Raw genomic sequence first — 14824 nt, forward strand, 5'->3', positions numbered from 1 at the left:
GCGGGGCTTTATACAAAAGATTAGAAACTCAACTAACTCGCTTAACTTACCTTTGCAGGAACAAGAGCTGCTTTACCAAATTGCTGTTCCGCCATCGCTTTAGCCATCTTGGGCGCTTGCCATAGTGAAGGTAACAACACGAATGACACTGGCACAGCGGTGATCACGATAAAGGATTGTAAGGCGGAGATCCCACCTGAGCCCATTGAGATCAATGCGATAGCAACCAGCCCCATTAACAGTCCCCAAAACGCACGCATGGCCCCACTCGGCTCGGTAGAGCCCGTCACTACCACACTAATGGTATAAGTCATCGAATCACCCGTAGTGACGATAAAAGTGGTGGTAAGGATCAAAAACAGTATCGCAGTGACTGATGGCATCGGCAGTTGTGAGGTTATCGCCAGCAAGGCCCCGGGTAAATTGCCGCCCTCAAATGCCGCAGAGATAATACCGGGCTCAGCCAGTTCAAACGCCAGCCCCGAGCCCCCGACAATGCTAAACCAAAAGCAGGTGATCAACGGGGCAATAATCGAGATGGATAAGATCATTTGGCGAATGGTACGCCCACGAGAAATACGCGCAATGAAGATCGCCATCATAGGGCCATAACCAATAAACCAGCCCCAGAAAAACACCGTCCACCAACTAAGCCAGTTGCTATCACCTCGATAAAGCGACATAGGAACAAAGTTATTGACCATTCGCGCCACGCCCTGCATATAGCCATCAATAATAAAGCTGGTAGGGCCAAATAATAGAATGAAAATAATAAGCGCGGCGGCCAGTAAAATATTATAGCGACTCACCAGTTGAATACCGCGGCTAAGACCACTTAACGCCGACAAGGTATACATAGCAATGGCAAACAGCACCACCAAACTTTGAGTGATGAGCGTATCTTGCACACCAAACAGCGCATTAAGGGCGTAACTAATTTGCAAGCCAAGAAAACCAATAGGGCCAATGGTGCCTGCTGCTACCGCAATAATACAAAAGGTGTCGGTTAAGGTGCCAATCCAACCATTAAGGGCTTTATCGCCAAAAATGGGATACAGCAAAGTACGCGGTTGCAGTGGCAAGCCCTTGTCATAATGCAGGTGCATCAAAACGATAGCCCCTAAGCTACCGAGGATCGCCCAAGCCAGGAACCCCCAATGAAGGAAGGATTGCGACAAGGCATTGATCGCCAGTCTGCGCCCTTGCGCTTCACCGTAAAAAGGGGGCGCGGAAACAAAATGAGCGATAGGCTCGGCGGCCGCCCAAAAAACGCCACCACCGGCTAATAGGGTGCATAGCACAATCGACAACCATTTAAAGGTATCCATTTCAGGCGTCGTGCGATTACCCAGCTTAACGTCGCCAGTTCGGGCAAACGCTAAATAGAGACCAATAATAAAGTTAGCCAGCAACAGCACTTGCCAAAAGGGGCCAAACCATTGAGTGACTTTTGAAAAGCCAGTTTGAACGACGCTGGACAGGGTCGGAGTATCGAAAACAGCAAGCAGAACGAAGAGTACAAGAAAGCCGCCACTTAACCAGAGTACAGGGCTGGAGAAGGCGTTTAGCGTAGTTGGTGTATCAGTTCGTTCGGGGGGATGGGCCGCAAGGTAGTTTTCATCTGTTGATTTACGGGCAACAGATTGTGTCAAATTTGACATTAAGAGTTCACTTTTATCATCGTCAGCTATTTAATGAGCCTGTTAAGCGCCACATAGTTTGAGCTGAGCCGGTGTGTTTTCCTCGTCTTTTGCAAAGCCAAGTTAATGACGTTGTAAAGGCTGAGGCTGCAAAAAAGGGCGGTATTCTAACACATTTCAGCGTGAAATAAAACCAAGGTGAGTAATAAGACAACAGCCCAACTCCATGTGCAGCAAGGGTTACAGCCTTGTTAACGGTTAGATGAAATCAAAATGCACAACGCCTTGGCTTTCTCCCAGTTATCGAGCGACTCACTTATTTTAGATACGATGATTTATGTTCGATGAGAGAGAAACCGATTAATTTACAGTAGCTTTTTTATACTAAGGCTATGTATTATAAAGCTCATTTTTATCAGACTGCTAGCTCTTACCTAACGAAAGAATTAAGCAGAGAATGGATGCTATTGATAAATGATTCTAAAAACCAAATCACGGCAAAACGCGCAATCCCCCCAAGCGATTGCTGGCCAACAGCAAGAATACGCGAGTGCACAAAAGACAAGAAACCAACACATTACACGGCCAAGAATTCAGCTTCAGCCAGAAGATGATCTAAGGAACAGAACTTGAATAGCATGGAAAAAGGAACTCTCGTTCGCTGGAACAGTGAAAAAGGCTTCGGGTTTATCAAGCCAGATACAGCCAATGCTCAAGATGTGTTTATTCATATCTCGGCATTAAAGCAGATGGCGAGAAAGCCCGGTGTTGGCGACCAAATCAACTATTTCTCTGAGTTGCAGAGTGACGGCAAGATCAAGGCAATAAAAGCCAATATTGAAGGTGTGGCAATTGTCGCCGCCAGTCCAAACCTCCGCGATAACAAACGTAATGGCCACCACAATGACCAGTACAATAGCCAGCACAAACGTAAATCATCAAGCGGATTGCTGCTCCCGCTTTTAGTCGTACTCGGCCTTGGCATATTTGGCTTTAAAAAATACGAAGAGCTGACCGCAACGCCAGTACTCACCAACCAAGATGTCGAACAGATGCAGTTCAACCCAGTACAGAACTTCCGCTGTGAAGCAGGCAAAACCCATTGCAGCCACATGCGATCCTGTGATGAAGCGATGTTTTACAACAAGTACTGCCCCAATACCCAGATGGACGGCAACAATGATGGCGTCCCCTGCGAAAGGCAATGGTGTAATTAGTGGTGGTTAAAAACCACCCGTATTTTTTTACACAGAAAGCTTTACAGACTCGATGGTAGCAAAGCAATTTGCCTAACCATCATTTGCTAGCAGTCGTAAGCACAGGTCGGTGCTAATTTAGTACTTCTATCTTTACCATGCTCTAATTGACGTTCAGCATCTTGTACTGAAATCTTTTGGAAAAACACTTCCATAATTAGATTTAATCTTGCTTCTGCATTTCCAAATTTATCAATACCACCATACCTTACTGAATCGAAATCAAGTTCAGCCACTTTCCTTCCTTTACTATCAGTAACATCTAAGTTTACGTAACGCATGTAAGTTGCCATGTCCCACCACCAGTTAGCATTGAATTCAAACATCACTTGATCATCGTCTAACTGAGCATTTGGGCTTGCTGTTACCTTAGATACATTGTAACCATTATCGACCATCCAATTAGTAACAATGCTCCTAACTTTTGCGGTTTGATCAGGATCGTTTGTCATCACGATTTCTTTGTCAAAGTTAGGATCCATTTGCTTCAGCGTTGTTAGACCATTGCTTGAACACCCTGTAACAGCAATCAAAACCAAAGCCAGTATTATTTTTCTCATGTGAATGTCTCTTTAGGTTACGAGGGGGTTTACACCACCAAGTATATAATTATTCATCTATTTAGGTAGTTACAATGATAACCTGACTTCAACAATATACAAACGATTAGCTATCCCCATACAGGTATGGTCAAACTGTGTGTCGTGGCCAACTAAAATTGCCCACCACCTTAAAGTTTAACCAGAACAAAGGTTCTAGCTCATTGGGCGTCAACCCACCTTTATACCAATAGAGAGCGAAGCGCCACAACTTTTCATCAAACGAAGTTTGCAATAAGCACATAAAACAAAACCCCGATACGGTTAAAAGTATCGGGGTTTCTTTTTAGGTGTAATTCTTAGCGAACTAAGAACTCAGGCCTATGGAACAGATGTTCTAGCGCAGGAAAAATCGTTTTAGAGCAAGGCTTCTTGCCACGACGTTTAGTTCTCTTAAACGAGTGGCAAGATAACGCCGCTATAGACGATTTTAACCAGCTAGGATCACATCATGCCGCCCATACCGCCCATTCCACCCATGCCGCCCATGTCAGCACCAGCGTCTTGTGGCAATTCGCCAACCATAGCTTCGGTGGTGATCATTAGGCCTGCGATAGATGACGCAAACTGTAGCGCACTACGAGTTACTTTAGTTGGGTCAAGAATACCCATCTCTAGCATGTCACCGTAAGTGTCGTTACCTGCGTTGTAACCGTAGTTACCAGTACCGTTTTTCACGTTGTTAGCCACAACTGACGCTTCTTCACCTGCGTTAGTCGCGATTTGACGTAGTGGCGCTTCCATAGCACGTAGGGCGATAACCACACCGTGTTTTTGGTCTTCGTTAGCCACTTCTACGTCGCCAATCTTGCTAGCAACACGTACTAGTGCAACACCACCACCTGCAACTACGCCTTCTTCAACAGCGGCGCGAGTCGCGTGTAGGGCATCTTCTACGCGGGCTTTTTTCTCTTTCATTTCAACTTCAGTGGCTGCGCCCACTTTGATCACTGCAACACCGCCGGCCAATTTAGCCATGCGCTCTTGTAGTTTCTCTTTGTCGTAGTCAGAAGTTGATTCTTCAGCTTGAACTTTAATTTGTGCTACGCGAGCTTGGATCTGCTCTTGCTCACCGTTACCGTCGATAATGGTGGTGTCATCTTTAGTGATAACAACGCGCTTAGCTGTACCTAGGTCTTCTAGGGTGGCTTTTTCAAGCTCTAGGCCAATCTCTTCAGCAATCACAGTACCGCCAGTTAGGATAGCGATATCTTGTAGCATTGCTTTACGACGGTCGCCAAAGCCTGGTGCTTTAACCGCAGCCACTTTAACGATACCGCGCATGTTGTTTACAACTAGTGTGGCTAGTGCTTCGCCTTCAACATCTTCTGCAACGATAAGCAGAGGCTTACCCGTTTTAGCTAGACCTTCAAGGATAGGTAGCAATTCACGGATGTTAGAGATCTTCTTATCAACCAACAAGATGTATGGGCTTTCTAGCTCTACACTGCCAGTTTCTGGCTTGTTGATGAAGTATGGAGATAGGTAGCCACGGTCGAACTGCATACCTTCAACGACGTCAAGTTCGTTTTCGAGTGCTTGACCTTCTTCAACAGTGATAACGCCTTCTTTACCTACGCGCTCCATCGCTGTTGCGATGATTTCACCGATTGACTCGTCAGAGTTAGCAGAGATGGTACCTACTTGTGCAATCGCTTTAGTGTCGCTGCACTCTTGAGATAGGTTTTTAAGCTCGGCAACGGCAGCGATAACTGCTTTGTCGATACCACGCTTAAGATCCATTGGGTTCATGCCCGCTGCAACGGCTTTTAGGCCTTCAGTGACAATCGCTTGCGCTAGTACTGTTGCAGTGGTGGTACCGTCACCGGCAGCATCGTTGGCTTTAGAAGCAACTTCTTTCACCATTTGTGCGCCCATGTTTTCGAACTTGTCTTCTAGTTCGATCTCTTTTGCTACTGACACACCGTCTTTAGTGATAAGTGGTGAACCGAAGCTCTTATCTAAAACAACGTTACGACCTTTAGGGCCTAGGGTCACTTTAACTGCGTTAGCTAGTACGTTTACGCCGGCTAGCATTTTTACGCGTGCGTCATTACCAAAAAGTACTTCTTTAGCTGCCATGTTAATATCCTTTAATAAAATTTTTGTTTAACTGGGATAGTGAGTAACTTAGTGGATTATTCCACTACAGCCATTAAATCTGCTTCAGATAGGATCAAGACTTCTTCGCCGTCGATCTTCTCTTTTTTCACGCCATAACCTTCGTTGAAAATAACTGTGTCGCCGACTTTTACGTCAAGTGGCTGAACAGTACCGTTTTCAAGAATTCGGCCATTGCCTACTGCAAGTACAACACCGCGAGTTGATTGCTCGGCTGCACTACCTGTTAGTACGATGCCACCGGCGGATTTTGCTTCAACTTCTGAACGCTTAACGATGACACGGTCATGTAATGGACGAATATTCATCTATGGACTCTCCTAATGATTTTCTTGCCCAACAAACGTTGGCGGTTTACAAATAAAGACGACACAAAGTAGTTATGCCGAGTGATGATTGGTTATATGGGGGTAGGTGTGACAAGATCCAAGGGCTTTACAAAAAAAAATCTGATTTTTTTAACTGGGTTTTATTAAAAATCGGTCAATCCTGCTAGAATTGCCCTCCTTCTGTAATCTAGGCAATCCATCGTAATGAGAGACAGACACGGGCTGCTCAGCCAGCCTATCGGTCGTGTACTGCTAAATATGAGCCTCCCGAACCTGATTGGTATCTTAACCATTCTGGGGTTTAGTCTGGTGGACACCTTTTTTATCAGCCAGTTAGGCACAGAAGCCCTAGCGGCGATCAGTTTTACCTTTCCGGTCACCTTAGTCATTTCCAGTATCGCCATCGGCATTGGTGCTGGGGTGTCGACCAATTTAGGCCGCCTAATTGGCAGCGGTAACAGCCATAAAGCCAAGGTGTTTTTGCACGATGCCTTAATGCTTACTTTCTGGTTAATCGCCGCGGTATCCTTAGTGGGCAGCCTGTGTATCGGGCCGCTGTTTACCTTGCTTGGCGCTAATGACTCCAGCCTACCGCTTATTCGCGACTATATGTTTTTGTGGTACTTAGGCGCACCACTGCTAGTGCTATTAATGGTGGGCAATCAAGGACTGCGCGCCACAGGTGATACCAAATCTCCGGCTAAAATAATGGCGCTGGCGGCATTAATCAACCTGATCCTCGATCCGCTGCTGATCTTCGGCCTAGGGCCATTTCCACGCTTAGAAATACAAGGCGCGGCGATTGCGACCTTAGTGTCGTGGATAGTGGCGCTGTCGCTATCGGGCTATCTACTTATCATCAAACGTAATTTGGTTGAATTTGCCGAGTTAAACATAGCTCGCATGCGCCTAAACTGGAAACAACTGGCGCATATTGCTCAGCCAGCGGCGCTGATGAACCTGCTTAACCCGGTCGCCAATGCGCTGATTATGGCGATGCTAGCGCGTATCGACCATAGCGCCGTGGCCGCCTTTGGCGCGGGCACGCGATTAGAGTCGGTACTGTTAATTGCGGTAATGGCACTGTCATCGAGCCTAGTACCGTTTGTGGCGCAAAACTTAGGCGCTGGCCAACGGGAGCGGGCACGTGAAGCGCTACTGTTATCGCTTAAATTTGTGCTGGTGTTTCAAACCTTACTCTATTTACCGCTGCTGTTTTTGGCCACTCCCATTGCGCAGTTGTTTAGCAGCGACCCACAAGTTATTGAATGGCTGACTTTTTATATTATCGCCCTGCCCGCCGCCTATGGCCCGCTGGGAATGGTCATTTTAACCGCCACCACGCTCAATGCCTACCACAGACCGATGAGCTCGCTGTTGCTTAACCTGTGCCGCCTATTTGTGTTGCTGCTACCCTTTGCGGCAGTAGGCTCTTATTTAGGTGGCGTAAAAGGGTTATTGCTGGCATTACCCATTACCAATGCCATCATGGGGATCGCCTGTTATATTTTGGCGCGCCAGATCACCGAACCCGTTAAAAGTCAGGCGAAAAATATTCCCACCCCAAATTAATGCTCAGTCAGCCTACTGGCTAGGAGATACAATGACGACAATCTGCGAGCAATGGTTTATCGAGCACGATTTTAGCGGCGAAGATTTACAAGCACAGCACTATCAAGATTGCCACTTCTATCGCTGCCGCTTTAACCATGCTGATCTTAGCGATTGCCTGCTTGAGCGCTGTCAGTTTGTGGAAAGTGGCGACCTACTTGGCTGTGATTTTAGTTACGCCACCCTGACCAATGCCAATTTTAAACAATGCAACTTAAGCATGAGTCTGTTTAGAGGCAGCCGCTGTTTTGGCGCTGAGTATCGTGACAGTAACCTGCAGGGAGCCGACTTTCATCGCGCCAGTTTTACCAATTACATCACCCAGAAAAGCTACTTCTGCAGTGGCTATATCACGGGCTGCAATCTGGCCTATAGCAATTTTGATGGTGTACTGCTCGAAGAGTGTGAGCTATTTGATAACCGCTGGCGCGGCGCGAATTTAAACGGCGCCTCGATGCGCGGCGCCGATTTGAGCGGTGGTGAGTTTTCTGCCGAGCAATGGGGCAGCTTTGATCTGCGCGGCGCTAATCTTACCCGCGTGGAGCTGGATGGCCTCGACCCCAGAATAGTGCCGCTAGAAGGGGTGATCATCAACCCATGCCAGCAAGAACAGTTGCTTGCGCCCTTTGGCCTGATCGTGACGGCTGATTAACAATGCTATATCCAAGATCATGTTTTAGATCAGAGGCTTGATGGCACCTTTGGTTTTGGCTTCGCGATCGCAGGCACCATTTGAATACACGCTTCTAACGCCGCCTCTAAACAGGTGTCCAAACTGTTCACACACAAGTTGCCGGTCACCGATAGGGTTTTCTCTTTACTAAACGGCACCTCGTTAAAAATGCGACCATTGGGGTAGCGAAACAGAATTGAATTGTGCTTGGGTAACTCTTCTGGCGATCAGTCGTGTCAGACCCGTATTGATGGCGGCTATCACTACGATGCTGGGGATGATACCTCTATTATCGCACGCCTTCTTCGGTTCGATGGCGATCACCATTATCTTTGGTCTTGGCTTTGCGTCTGTGTTAACACTAATCGTATTACCAGTGACCTACACCTTGTTATTTGGCATCGTCTACCCAGAAAATAACGGGAGGTCGCTAACACAAAATTAATCCTAACAACCCTTCCCAGCGCGCCCAGTTCGATAGGAGCTGGGCTTCCTATAACGGCAAGCAAAATTTACGATGACGATACACAACTCACGAGTGTCATTCATTAACCCCACTCCAGCTTCAGAGAGCTATACTTAAAACGTATCGTTACCAAGGCTACTGGAGGATGTTATGTGTAGTGATCGCCCCCTCAAATTTCGCCTAGCACTCACCGCTGTCGTATCTGTGTTCGTATTAGGCTGTGAACGTCCTGTCAGTTTTTCATCTCAGGTTCAACCTATTTTGAACAACGCTTGTATTAGCTGCCACTCAGGCTCAGGTGAAGGCGTAACCCAAACTAAGCTGGCACTAGACAACTATGAATCAGTCATGCAAGGCACAAAGCTTGGCCCTGTTGTCGTGCCTGGAAGTGCCGTATCCAGTTCGCTCTATTTAGTCATTAACCACCTTGTCGATACTAAAATCCAGATGCCACCCCACCATGACAACAAGTTGGCCCAAGGAGAAGGTAGAGCATTAACAACGGAGCAAATTGAGGTTATTAAAAATTGGATAGATCAAGGAGCCAATAACAACTAACTTCAAATCTAGGCCACTGATAACACCTAATACCTATTCGTATCAAGTGGCCTATCTTCGCTCGACAATACTGCACTATCTTCAGCTCTTGCTTTAGGGTAGATTCGGCATGTCCGCGCCAATAAGGAATCATGATGAAATCTGTATTACTCCTGATATTAACCTTAAGCATTAATGTGGCGTGGGGGTGTGAAGGTAGCTTGCAGCACCAACAACAGACACAACAACAGCTTGGGATCATGGTGCAATCGATTGCGAACGCAATAGACTCGCCCTCTTTGACATCGGTTGAAACCCTTGTTCGCTATGGTACAGATTCGCGCTATTATGTGATGATCCGCGGCTGGATAGTACAAGAGCTAACGGGTGTAGAAAGCCAACTGGCGGCGCAGGGTGACAATGCCGATCCTATGCTAGTGAACAAAGCCAAACACTTAAAAATCAGCCTTAGACGTATCGACTTAGAATAGTTAACCTGAGCTCGGGTTAGTTAATCCCCCCAAAAAAGAGAACAACATGAATAACGCTGTTATTGCCGCCCTAATGTCAGCCTTTGTCTGCCCTGGCAGTGGCCACTTTTATTTAAAGCGCTATAACACAGGCACACTGCTGTCCGTTGTGAGCTTATCTGGGCTGGTGTATCTGCTTTACCGCGCCGTTGAGCGGGCACAAGCCATAAGTGATCGCATTTTATCGGGAGAACTACCGCTGGATTTTGGGGTGATTTTTCAAGAGATAAATCAAGCCGGTGCCCATGGTGACGATATAGCTATTACCTTGGCGACCCTCGCCTTTGTCATAAGCTGGTTTATAGGCGTGATTGACGCATATCGCATCGGAAAAAACCTGCCCCAAGCTAAATAAGTCGCTAACGAGCAAGTAATAGCATTCAATCACCAACACTCGTTGGGTGCCCCTCTTTAGATGAGGTGATCACCCAACACATTATGTGAATAGTGGTTTATTTGGTCGCTTCAGTCTTAGAAAAATCATGAGGGGTTGAGATACTCGGCGCATCGCAATCTTTACAGGGCTGGTTATCGGCAAAGTCATAATCGGCGTACGCGGCGGTGGTCTTCGAAAAATCATGCCGACTGGTGCGCTTAAGAGAAAAGCTAACCTTTGCCGGCGAATTTTTAGCAAAGTCATAATCAGGCTTTGCCGCTGTGGTTGCAAATTCGGGGCGCTGCGCTAACGCACAACAAGAGAATAACGACGCCGCAATGACAAGTCCTTTAGCCAGTGGTAATCGCATGACACGCTCCATTTTTGATTAACAAAAAGTAAATGAAGTCAACATGCTACCAGCAAACCCAAAAACAAACAAATAATCAACAAATCAGCAAAATCTGTCCACTTAACCACCGTCACGCCAAGGCGATGAGTATCAAGGTATCCAGACTAACTTGGGCAAGGCGCTCAGATCGAGGCAATTCGCATACGCGGCAATGGCCGACTCGATAGGCGCCGACTCACCCAGCTGTTGCAGGGTAGCGAGCAACACTTTTTGCGCCTCTGATTCACCGTGTACCAGCACCACAGATGGCGACCCCGAAAAGTGGCGATACCAGTTAAGCAGTTCGGCTTGATCCGCATGGGCCGATAAGCCGCCGATGGTATGTAACTTGGCTTTAACGGGCACGGGATTGCCGTGTATCGTCAGGCTATCGGCACCATCGACCAACAAACGCCCTGGCGTACCCATGGCTTGATAACCACAGATGATCACATCACACAGGCTGTTAGCTAAATTATGGGCTAGATGACAGCGAATACGCCCACCATTACACATGCCACTGCCGGCAATAATAATTAAGCCTTCGTGGATCTCATTTAGCTCCATCGACTCCTCGGTGCTGTCGATAAAATCGACATTAGACAACAGGGGATGCTGCCCCGGCGAGAGGCGAGTAAAACGTTTAAAGTCCTCATCCATTAAGTTGTAGTTTTCGACATAGACTCGAGTCGCCTTTATCGCCATCGGGCTGTCTAAGCAGATACGCCAGCGTGATAGATCCCATTCTTTAGCGTACAAATGGAACAGATATAGCAACTCTTGCGCACGCCCCACCGAAAATGCAGGCAGTAAAATATTGCCACGACTACGCCTAATGGTGCTGGCAAATATCGCCTTGAGTTCCTCTAGAGTATCAGGCCAACTCCGGTGTAGGCGATCACCATAGGTGCTTTCCATTAAGACTAAATCGGCGCTGTCGATAAAGCTGGGATCATGCAAAATAGGCATGCCGGCGCGACCTAAATCGCCACTGAATACCAGTTTTTTTTCCTCAGCTGCCTGCCCTACCCACAGCTCGACAATGGCCGAGCCTAAAATATGGCCTGCATCAGCTAAACTGATGCGCACATGGGGTGCCACCTCACAAGGCTCGCCATAATCTAGCGCCACAAATTGCTGCATCACCAAGGCGACATCCTCCTCGGTAAACAAGGGCTCAATGGGATCGAGTTGATTTTTAGCACGGCGTTTATTAATGCGCTCGGCATCGCGAAATTGCAGCATAGCCGCATCTCTTAACATGATGTCACACAGCTCTACCGTGGCCTTGTGGGTAAAGATAGGGCCTTTGAAGCCGGACTTTACTAATAAAGGCAGGCGACCAGAATGGTCAATATGGGCGTGGCTTAATACGACGGCGTGGATCTGGCTGGCATCGAAGGCAAAGGGGTCATGGTTACGCAGCGAATCTTGCTTGCCCCCTTGGATCATACCGCAATCGAGTAACACTTGGCGTCCATCGATGGTGAGTAGGTGGCAAGAGCCGGTTACCTCTTGGGTCGCACCTAAAAACTCTAGTGTCATCTGCATAACAATCCCTTAAATAGCGAGTACTTAGGAAGAAGTGAGGCGGTGACACGCTATGTTGCCGCCCTTATTGATATGCTTAAAGTATAGCTGGCAAGCGGCACAATAATGTATGCAGCATAGTTAAAATAACAGGCTTTGGCATAGCTGGGCCCATACCGGTTTTAAGGAGCAGTCAGCCAAGACAAAGCCCTGAATTGCATATACGGCTCGAACATAAGAGATCGCAAGTGAGTCACTAAGGCTCAAACTGAGTCAACCACTGCTTAAAAAGCAGGTTCAATGCGGTACGTTCTTGGGGAGATAAACCTTGCATCAATTGCTGCTGCAGTGCCACATGGGCCTCTATGGCAATATCGATGAGATTGAGCCCCGCATCGGTAAGCGCCACCGTCACACTGCGGCGATCTTGCTGGCTATGAACTCGGCTGATCAGCCCTTTGCGCTCAAGCTTATCGAGTCGATTTGTCATGGCACCAGAGGTGAGCATCATGGAGTCTAATAATGCCGACGGCGTGAGGCTAAAAGGTGCCCCGCTGCGACGCAAGGTAGCCAGCACATCAAACTCGCCTTGGGTTAAGCCAAAGCCTTTGTGACAGGCGGTTATCTGTGCCTCTAGGTGTTTATATAAGCGCATCATACGCCCTATAATGGCCATGGGCATGGTCTCTAACTGCGGTTTTTCACAGGCCCATTGTGCTACGACTTTGTCGACGCCGTCGGTAACAATATTATTCATCTTTGGCTCCCAAGGTATTGCTTATTATCAGGGTTCGCACGGCAGCAGTGGAGGCAAAATCAGCCGTAACGATAGCGATTGTTGCCAAGATAACCACAAAACTAACTTAACGCAAAGATATTTAACGGTAAGGTACTTTACAAGCGAACCGTTTAGTCGCACACTAATATCTTAACGTAAAGATACTTTAACTGGAGATAATGATGAATGTGCTGCTTGCGATGATCCCAGCGTTTTTCTGGGGCACCACTTATGCGGTTACCCAATTTAGCCTGCCAGATTGGCCGCCGCTATTATTGGGTGCGATACGTGCATTGCCAGCGGGGCTTATCTTACTGGCGATAAAACCTAGCCTACCGCAAAGGCAAGATTGGATTATTTTGTTCAAGCTGGGTCTGATCAATATTGCGCTGTTTTTCAGCTTAATCTTCGTGATGGCACTCACTTTGCCTTCGGCCATTTCAGGGGTGGGCATGGTCAGTGTTCCGGTATTTGCCATGCTGTTTCACTGGGTGGTCAATAAACACCGTCCCAGTAAAATACAGGCCTTGTTTGGCTCAATCTTAATTGGCTTAGCCTGGCTGCTATTTGACCCTAACGCCATTAACTTAAACCCTATCGGCCTTGGGGCTATGCTCGCGGCAATTAGCTGTATTGTGGTGGGGAGCACCATCACTAAGGCGCTGGGCGGACGCATTCATTGGTGGACCATTTTAACCTGGCAACTACTATTGGGCGGCGTAATACTCTCTTTGATCACCGCGGTGCATGCGTTTATGGTGCCCCAAAGCTATGTCTTAGCGCTGAGCCAACTGACCAGCAATAATGTGCTGGGACTCGTTTGGATAGTGTTACTCAATACCGTACTGGGTTACAGCATGTATGTCTGGTTGCTGCAACGCATGAGCGTAGTCGATTTTACCTTTGGCGGCATTGCCAATCCGATAGCGGGGATTGTGGCGGGTATGTTTTTGCTGGGCGAGCGCTTTACCCCGTACCAATATCTATTGATGCTGGGGATGATTGTGGCCTCTTTGATGCCGCAGATCATCTATTTGGTGCGTAGTCGAGTGAAGGCTAAGCCTGATAAAAGTTAAATTTTACCAATATTTAGGTATGTTTTGCGGTTAACAACACTCGTTAAACACGTTAGAATCTGCCTCTTTCGTATGAGTTAAAGGAATAATAATTAATGAAAATCAGTGCACGCAACACACTCTCAGGCAAAATCAAATCGATCGATGTAGGCTCTGTTAACAATGAAGTGGTGATCGAGTTGGCACCGGGTGTTGAGATCACATCTGTGGTCACTAAGCGATCTTGCGAGCAATTGGGCCTAATCGTTGGCGGTGAGGCTTATGCCGTGATCAAGGCGAGCAACGTTATGGTTGCTGTTGACTAACGCTTTAGTCGATCACGCTTCAGTCAGTGATGTTGGTGAATAAACCTTAAGCTTATTCACTAACATCAACCACAGCGGCAGACTCAAGTTATGCCACTGTTTTGACCGTAAGTCGCCAAAGCTCCTGATATAGCAGTACAAATATGCCAGCACCTGCATAGCAGCGCGGGTTAATTGTAACCCAGGACGAAACACACCTCCTCTTCGTTGTCACCCTCATGCCCTTCTGGCATCGCAGGTAAAAACTGACACTGCTGCGCACTAAAGCCCTCTGTTTGCGTGTCTAGCGGGTAAAATCTGTTATTACGTTCATTTTCCATGATGCATACCAATATTGTCATAACTCAATTAGAAGATGCCTAACGCTAATTAAGCATTTGGCAGCACAATAAAACCAACAGGGTGTTTTATTTATCAAACACCTTAAGTCGATTAAAGGCGTGTTCAGTTCGACTGTCAAGCCTATTTATTGGTCATATCAATAGACCGCAAATAATTACCCACCAGCAAAAATCCAACCCAAAATACTGATTAACAACAATATACCGTAAGCATGCTGACATAAAATCGATAAACCACAGCCATAAATCCGGCGTAAAAAAGTCA

At 47.1% G+C, this 14824-nt stretch carries 16 protein-coding genes and 1 pseudogene; 9 read left to right on the forward strand and 8 right to left on the reverse strand.

Going from position 1 to position 14824, the window contains the following annotated elements:
* Positions 1-41: 41 nt before the first annotated feature.
* Entirely contained in the window at positions 42-1661 is a 1620-nt protein-coding gene (locus tag AC5YBX_RS15050; RefSeq protein ID WP_494523957.1) for a BCCT family transporter, read from the reverse strand.
* A gap of 617 nt (positions 1662-2278) precedes the next feature.
* On the opposite strand from AC5YBX_RS15050, the gene AC5YBX_RS15055 reads away from it, so the two are divergent.
* Positions 2279-2857: an excalibur calcium-binding domain-containing protein gene (locus AC5YBX_RS15055; protein ID WP_494520835.1), complete on the forward strand. Its 579-nt coding sequence runs from the start codon at positions 2279-2281 to the stop codon at positions 2855-2857.
* 86 nt (positions 2858-2943) lie between these two features.
* Here the strand turns inward: AC5YBX_RS15055 and AC5YBX_RS15060 are convergent, their stop codons facing one another.
* The 3 genes from AC5YBX_RS15060 to AC5YBX_RS15070 all read right to left on the reverse strand — a co-directional run bounded on the left by AC5YBX_RS15060 (position 2944) and on the right by AC5YBX_RS15070 (position 5924).
* Complete coding sequence (locus tag AC5YBX_RS15060) at positions 2944-3456, reverse strand: Sbal_3080 family lipoprotein (protein WP_494520834.1); 513 nt, start codon at positions 3454-3456, stop codon at positions 2944-2946.
* Between the two features lie 483 nt (positions 3457-3939).
* Positions 3940-5577 carry a chaperonin GroEL gene (groL, locus tag AC5YBX_RS15065; protein ID WP_494523958.1) on the reverse strand — a complete coding sequence of 546 codons (1638 nt, stop codon included), beginning with the start codon at positions 5575-5577 and terminating at the stop codon, positions 3940-3942.
* Between the two features lie 56 nt (positions 5578-5633).
* Positions 5634-5924, reverse strand: coding sequence for a co-chaperone GroES (locus AC5YBX_RS15070; RefSeq protein WP_110457094.1), 291 nt, complete (start codon positions 5922-5924; stop codon positions 5634-5636).
* 225 nt (positions 5925-6149) lie between these two features.
* Here AC5YBX_RS15070 and AC5YBX_RS15075 point away from each other — a divergent pair, with 225 nt between their 5' ends.
* The 6 genes and pseudogenes from AC5YBX_RS15075 to AC5YBX_RS15100 all read left to right on the forward strand — a co-directional run bounded on the left by AC5YBX_RS15075 (position 6150) and on the right by AC5YBX_RS15100 (position 10117).
* Positions 6150-7517 (forward strand): MATE family efflux transporter, encoded by a 1368-nt coding sequence (locus AC5YBX_RS15075; RefSeq protein WP_494520832.1) that lies wholly within the window; start codon positions 6150-6152, stop codon positions 7515-7517.
* A gap of 31 nt (positions 7518-7548) precedes the next feature.
* On the forward strand, positions 7549-8208 hold the full coding sequence (locus tag AC5YBX_RS15080; protein ID WP_494520831.1) for a Qnr family pentapeptide repeat protein: 660 nt from the start codon (positions 7549-7551) through the stop codon (positions 8206-8208).
* Between the two features lie 244 nt (positions 8209-8452).
* A pseudogene (locus AC5YBX_RS15085) lies at positions 8453-8674 on the forward strand (efflux RND transporter permease subunit); the annotation flags it as partial.
* A 171-nt stretch (positions 8675-8845) separates the two neighbouring features.
* Positions 8846-9253 (forward strand): c-type cytochrome domain-containing protein, encoded by a 408-nt coding sequence (locus AC5YBX_RS15090; protein ID WP_475514948.1) that lies wholly within the window; start codon positions 8846-8848, stop codon positions 9251-9253.
* A 134-nt stretch (positions 9254-9387) separates the two neighbouring features.
* A complete protein-coding gene (locus tag AC5YBX_RS15095; protein ID WP_494520830.1) occupies positions 9388-9723 on the forward strand; it encodes a hypothetical protein in 336 nt (111 codons plus the stop codon).
* A 46-nt stretch (positions 9724-9769) separates the two neighbouring features.
* The gene (locus tag AC5YBX_RS15100; protein ID WP_475514950.1) at positions 9770-10117 is read left to right on the forward strand and encodes a hypothetical protein; all 348 of its coding nucleotides are present in this window, start codon (positions 9770-9772) and stop codon (positions 10115-10117) included.
* Positions 10118-10214: 97 nt separating this feature from the next.
* On the opposite strand, the gene AC5YBX_RS15105 is transcribed toward AC5YBX_RS15100, so the two are convergent.
* From AC5YBX_RS15105 to AC5YBX_RS15115, 3 genes are all read right to left on the reverse strand, one after another.
* Positions 10215-10508 carry a hypothetical protein gene (locus tag AC5YBX_RS15105; RefSeq protein ID WP_494520829.1) on the reverse strand — a complete coding sequence of 98 codons (294 nt, stop codon included), beginning with the start codon at positions 10506-10508 and terminating at the stop codon, positions 10215-10217.
* Positions 10509-10640: 132 nt separating this feature from the next.
* Positions 10641-12080 (reverse strand): MBL fold metallo-hydrolase RNA specificity domain-containing protein, encoded by a 1440-nt coding sequence (locus AC5YBX_RS15110; protein ID WP_494523959.1) that lies wholly within the window; start codon positions 12078-12080, stop codon positions 10641-10643.
* Positions 12081-12315: 235 nt separating this feature from the next.
* Entirely contained in the window at positions 12316-12816 is a 501-nt protein-coding gene (locus AC5YBX_RS15115) for a MarR family winged helix-turn-helix transcriptional regulator (RefSeq protein WP_475514953.1), read from the reverse strand.
* 203 nt (positions 12817-13019) lie between these two features.
* Between AC5YBX_RS15115 and AC5YBX_RS15120 the strand changes: the two genes are divergently transcribed.
* Positions 13020-13913, forward strand: a complete 894-nt coding sequence (locus AC5YBX_RS15120) for a DMT family transporter (RefSeq protein WP_494524834.1) — start codon at positions 13020-13022, stop codon at positions 13911-13913.
* 95 nt (positions 13914-14008) lie between these two features.
* On the forward strand, positions 14009-14218 hold the full coding sequence (locus tag AC5YBX_RS15125; RefSeq protein WP_475514954.1) for a TOBE domain-containing protein: 210 nt from the start codon (positions 14009-14011) through the stop codon (positions 14216-14218).
* Between the two features lie 170 nt (positions 14219-14388).
* On the opposite strand, the gene AC5YBX_RS15130 is transcribed toward AC5YBX_RS15125, so the two are convergent.
* Positions 14389-14538, reverse strand: a complete 150-nt coding sequence (locus AC5YBX_RS15130; RefSeq protein ID WP_475514955.1) for a hypothetical protein — start codon at positions 14536-14538, stop codon at positions 14389-14391.
* Between the last annotated feature and the right edge of the window lie 286 nt (positions 14539-14824).

The sequence above is a fragment of the Shewanella sp. 492 genome, from assembly GCF_059338445.1.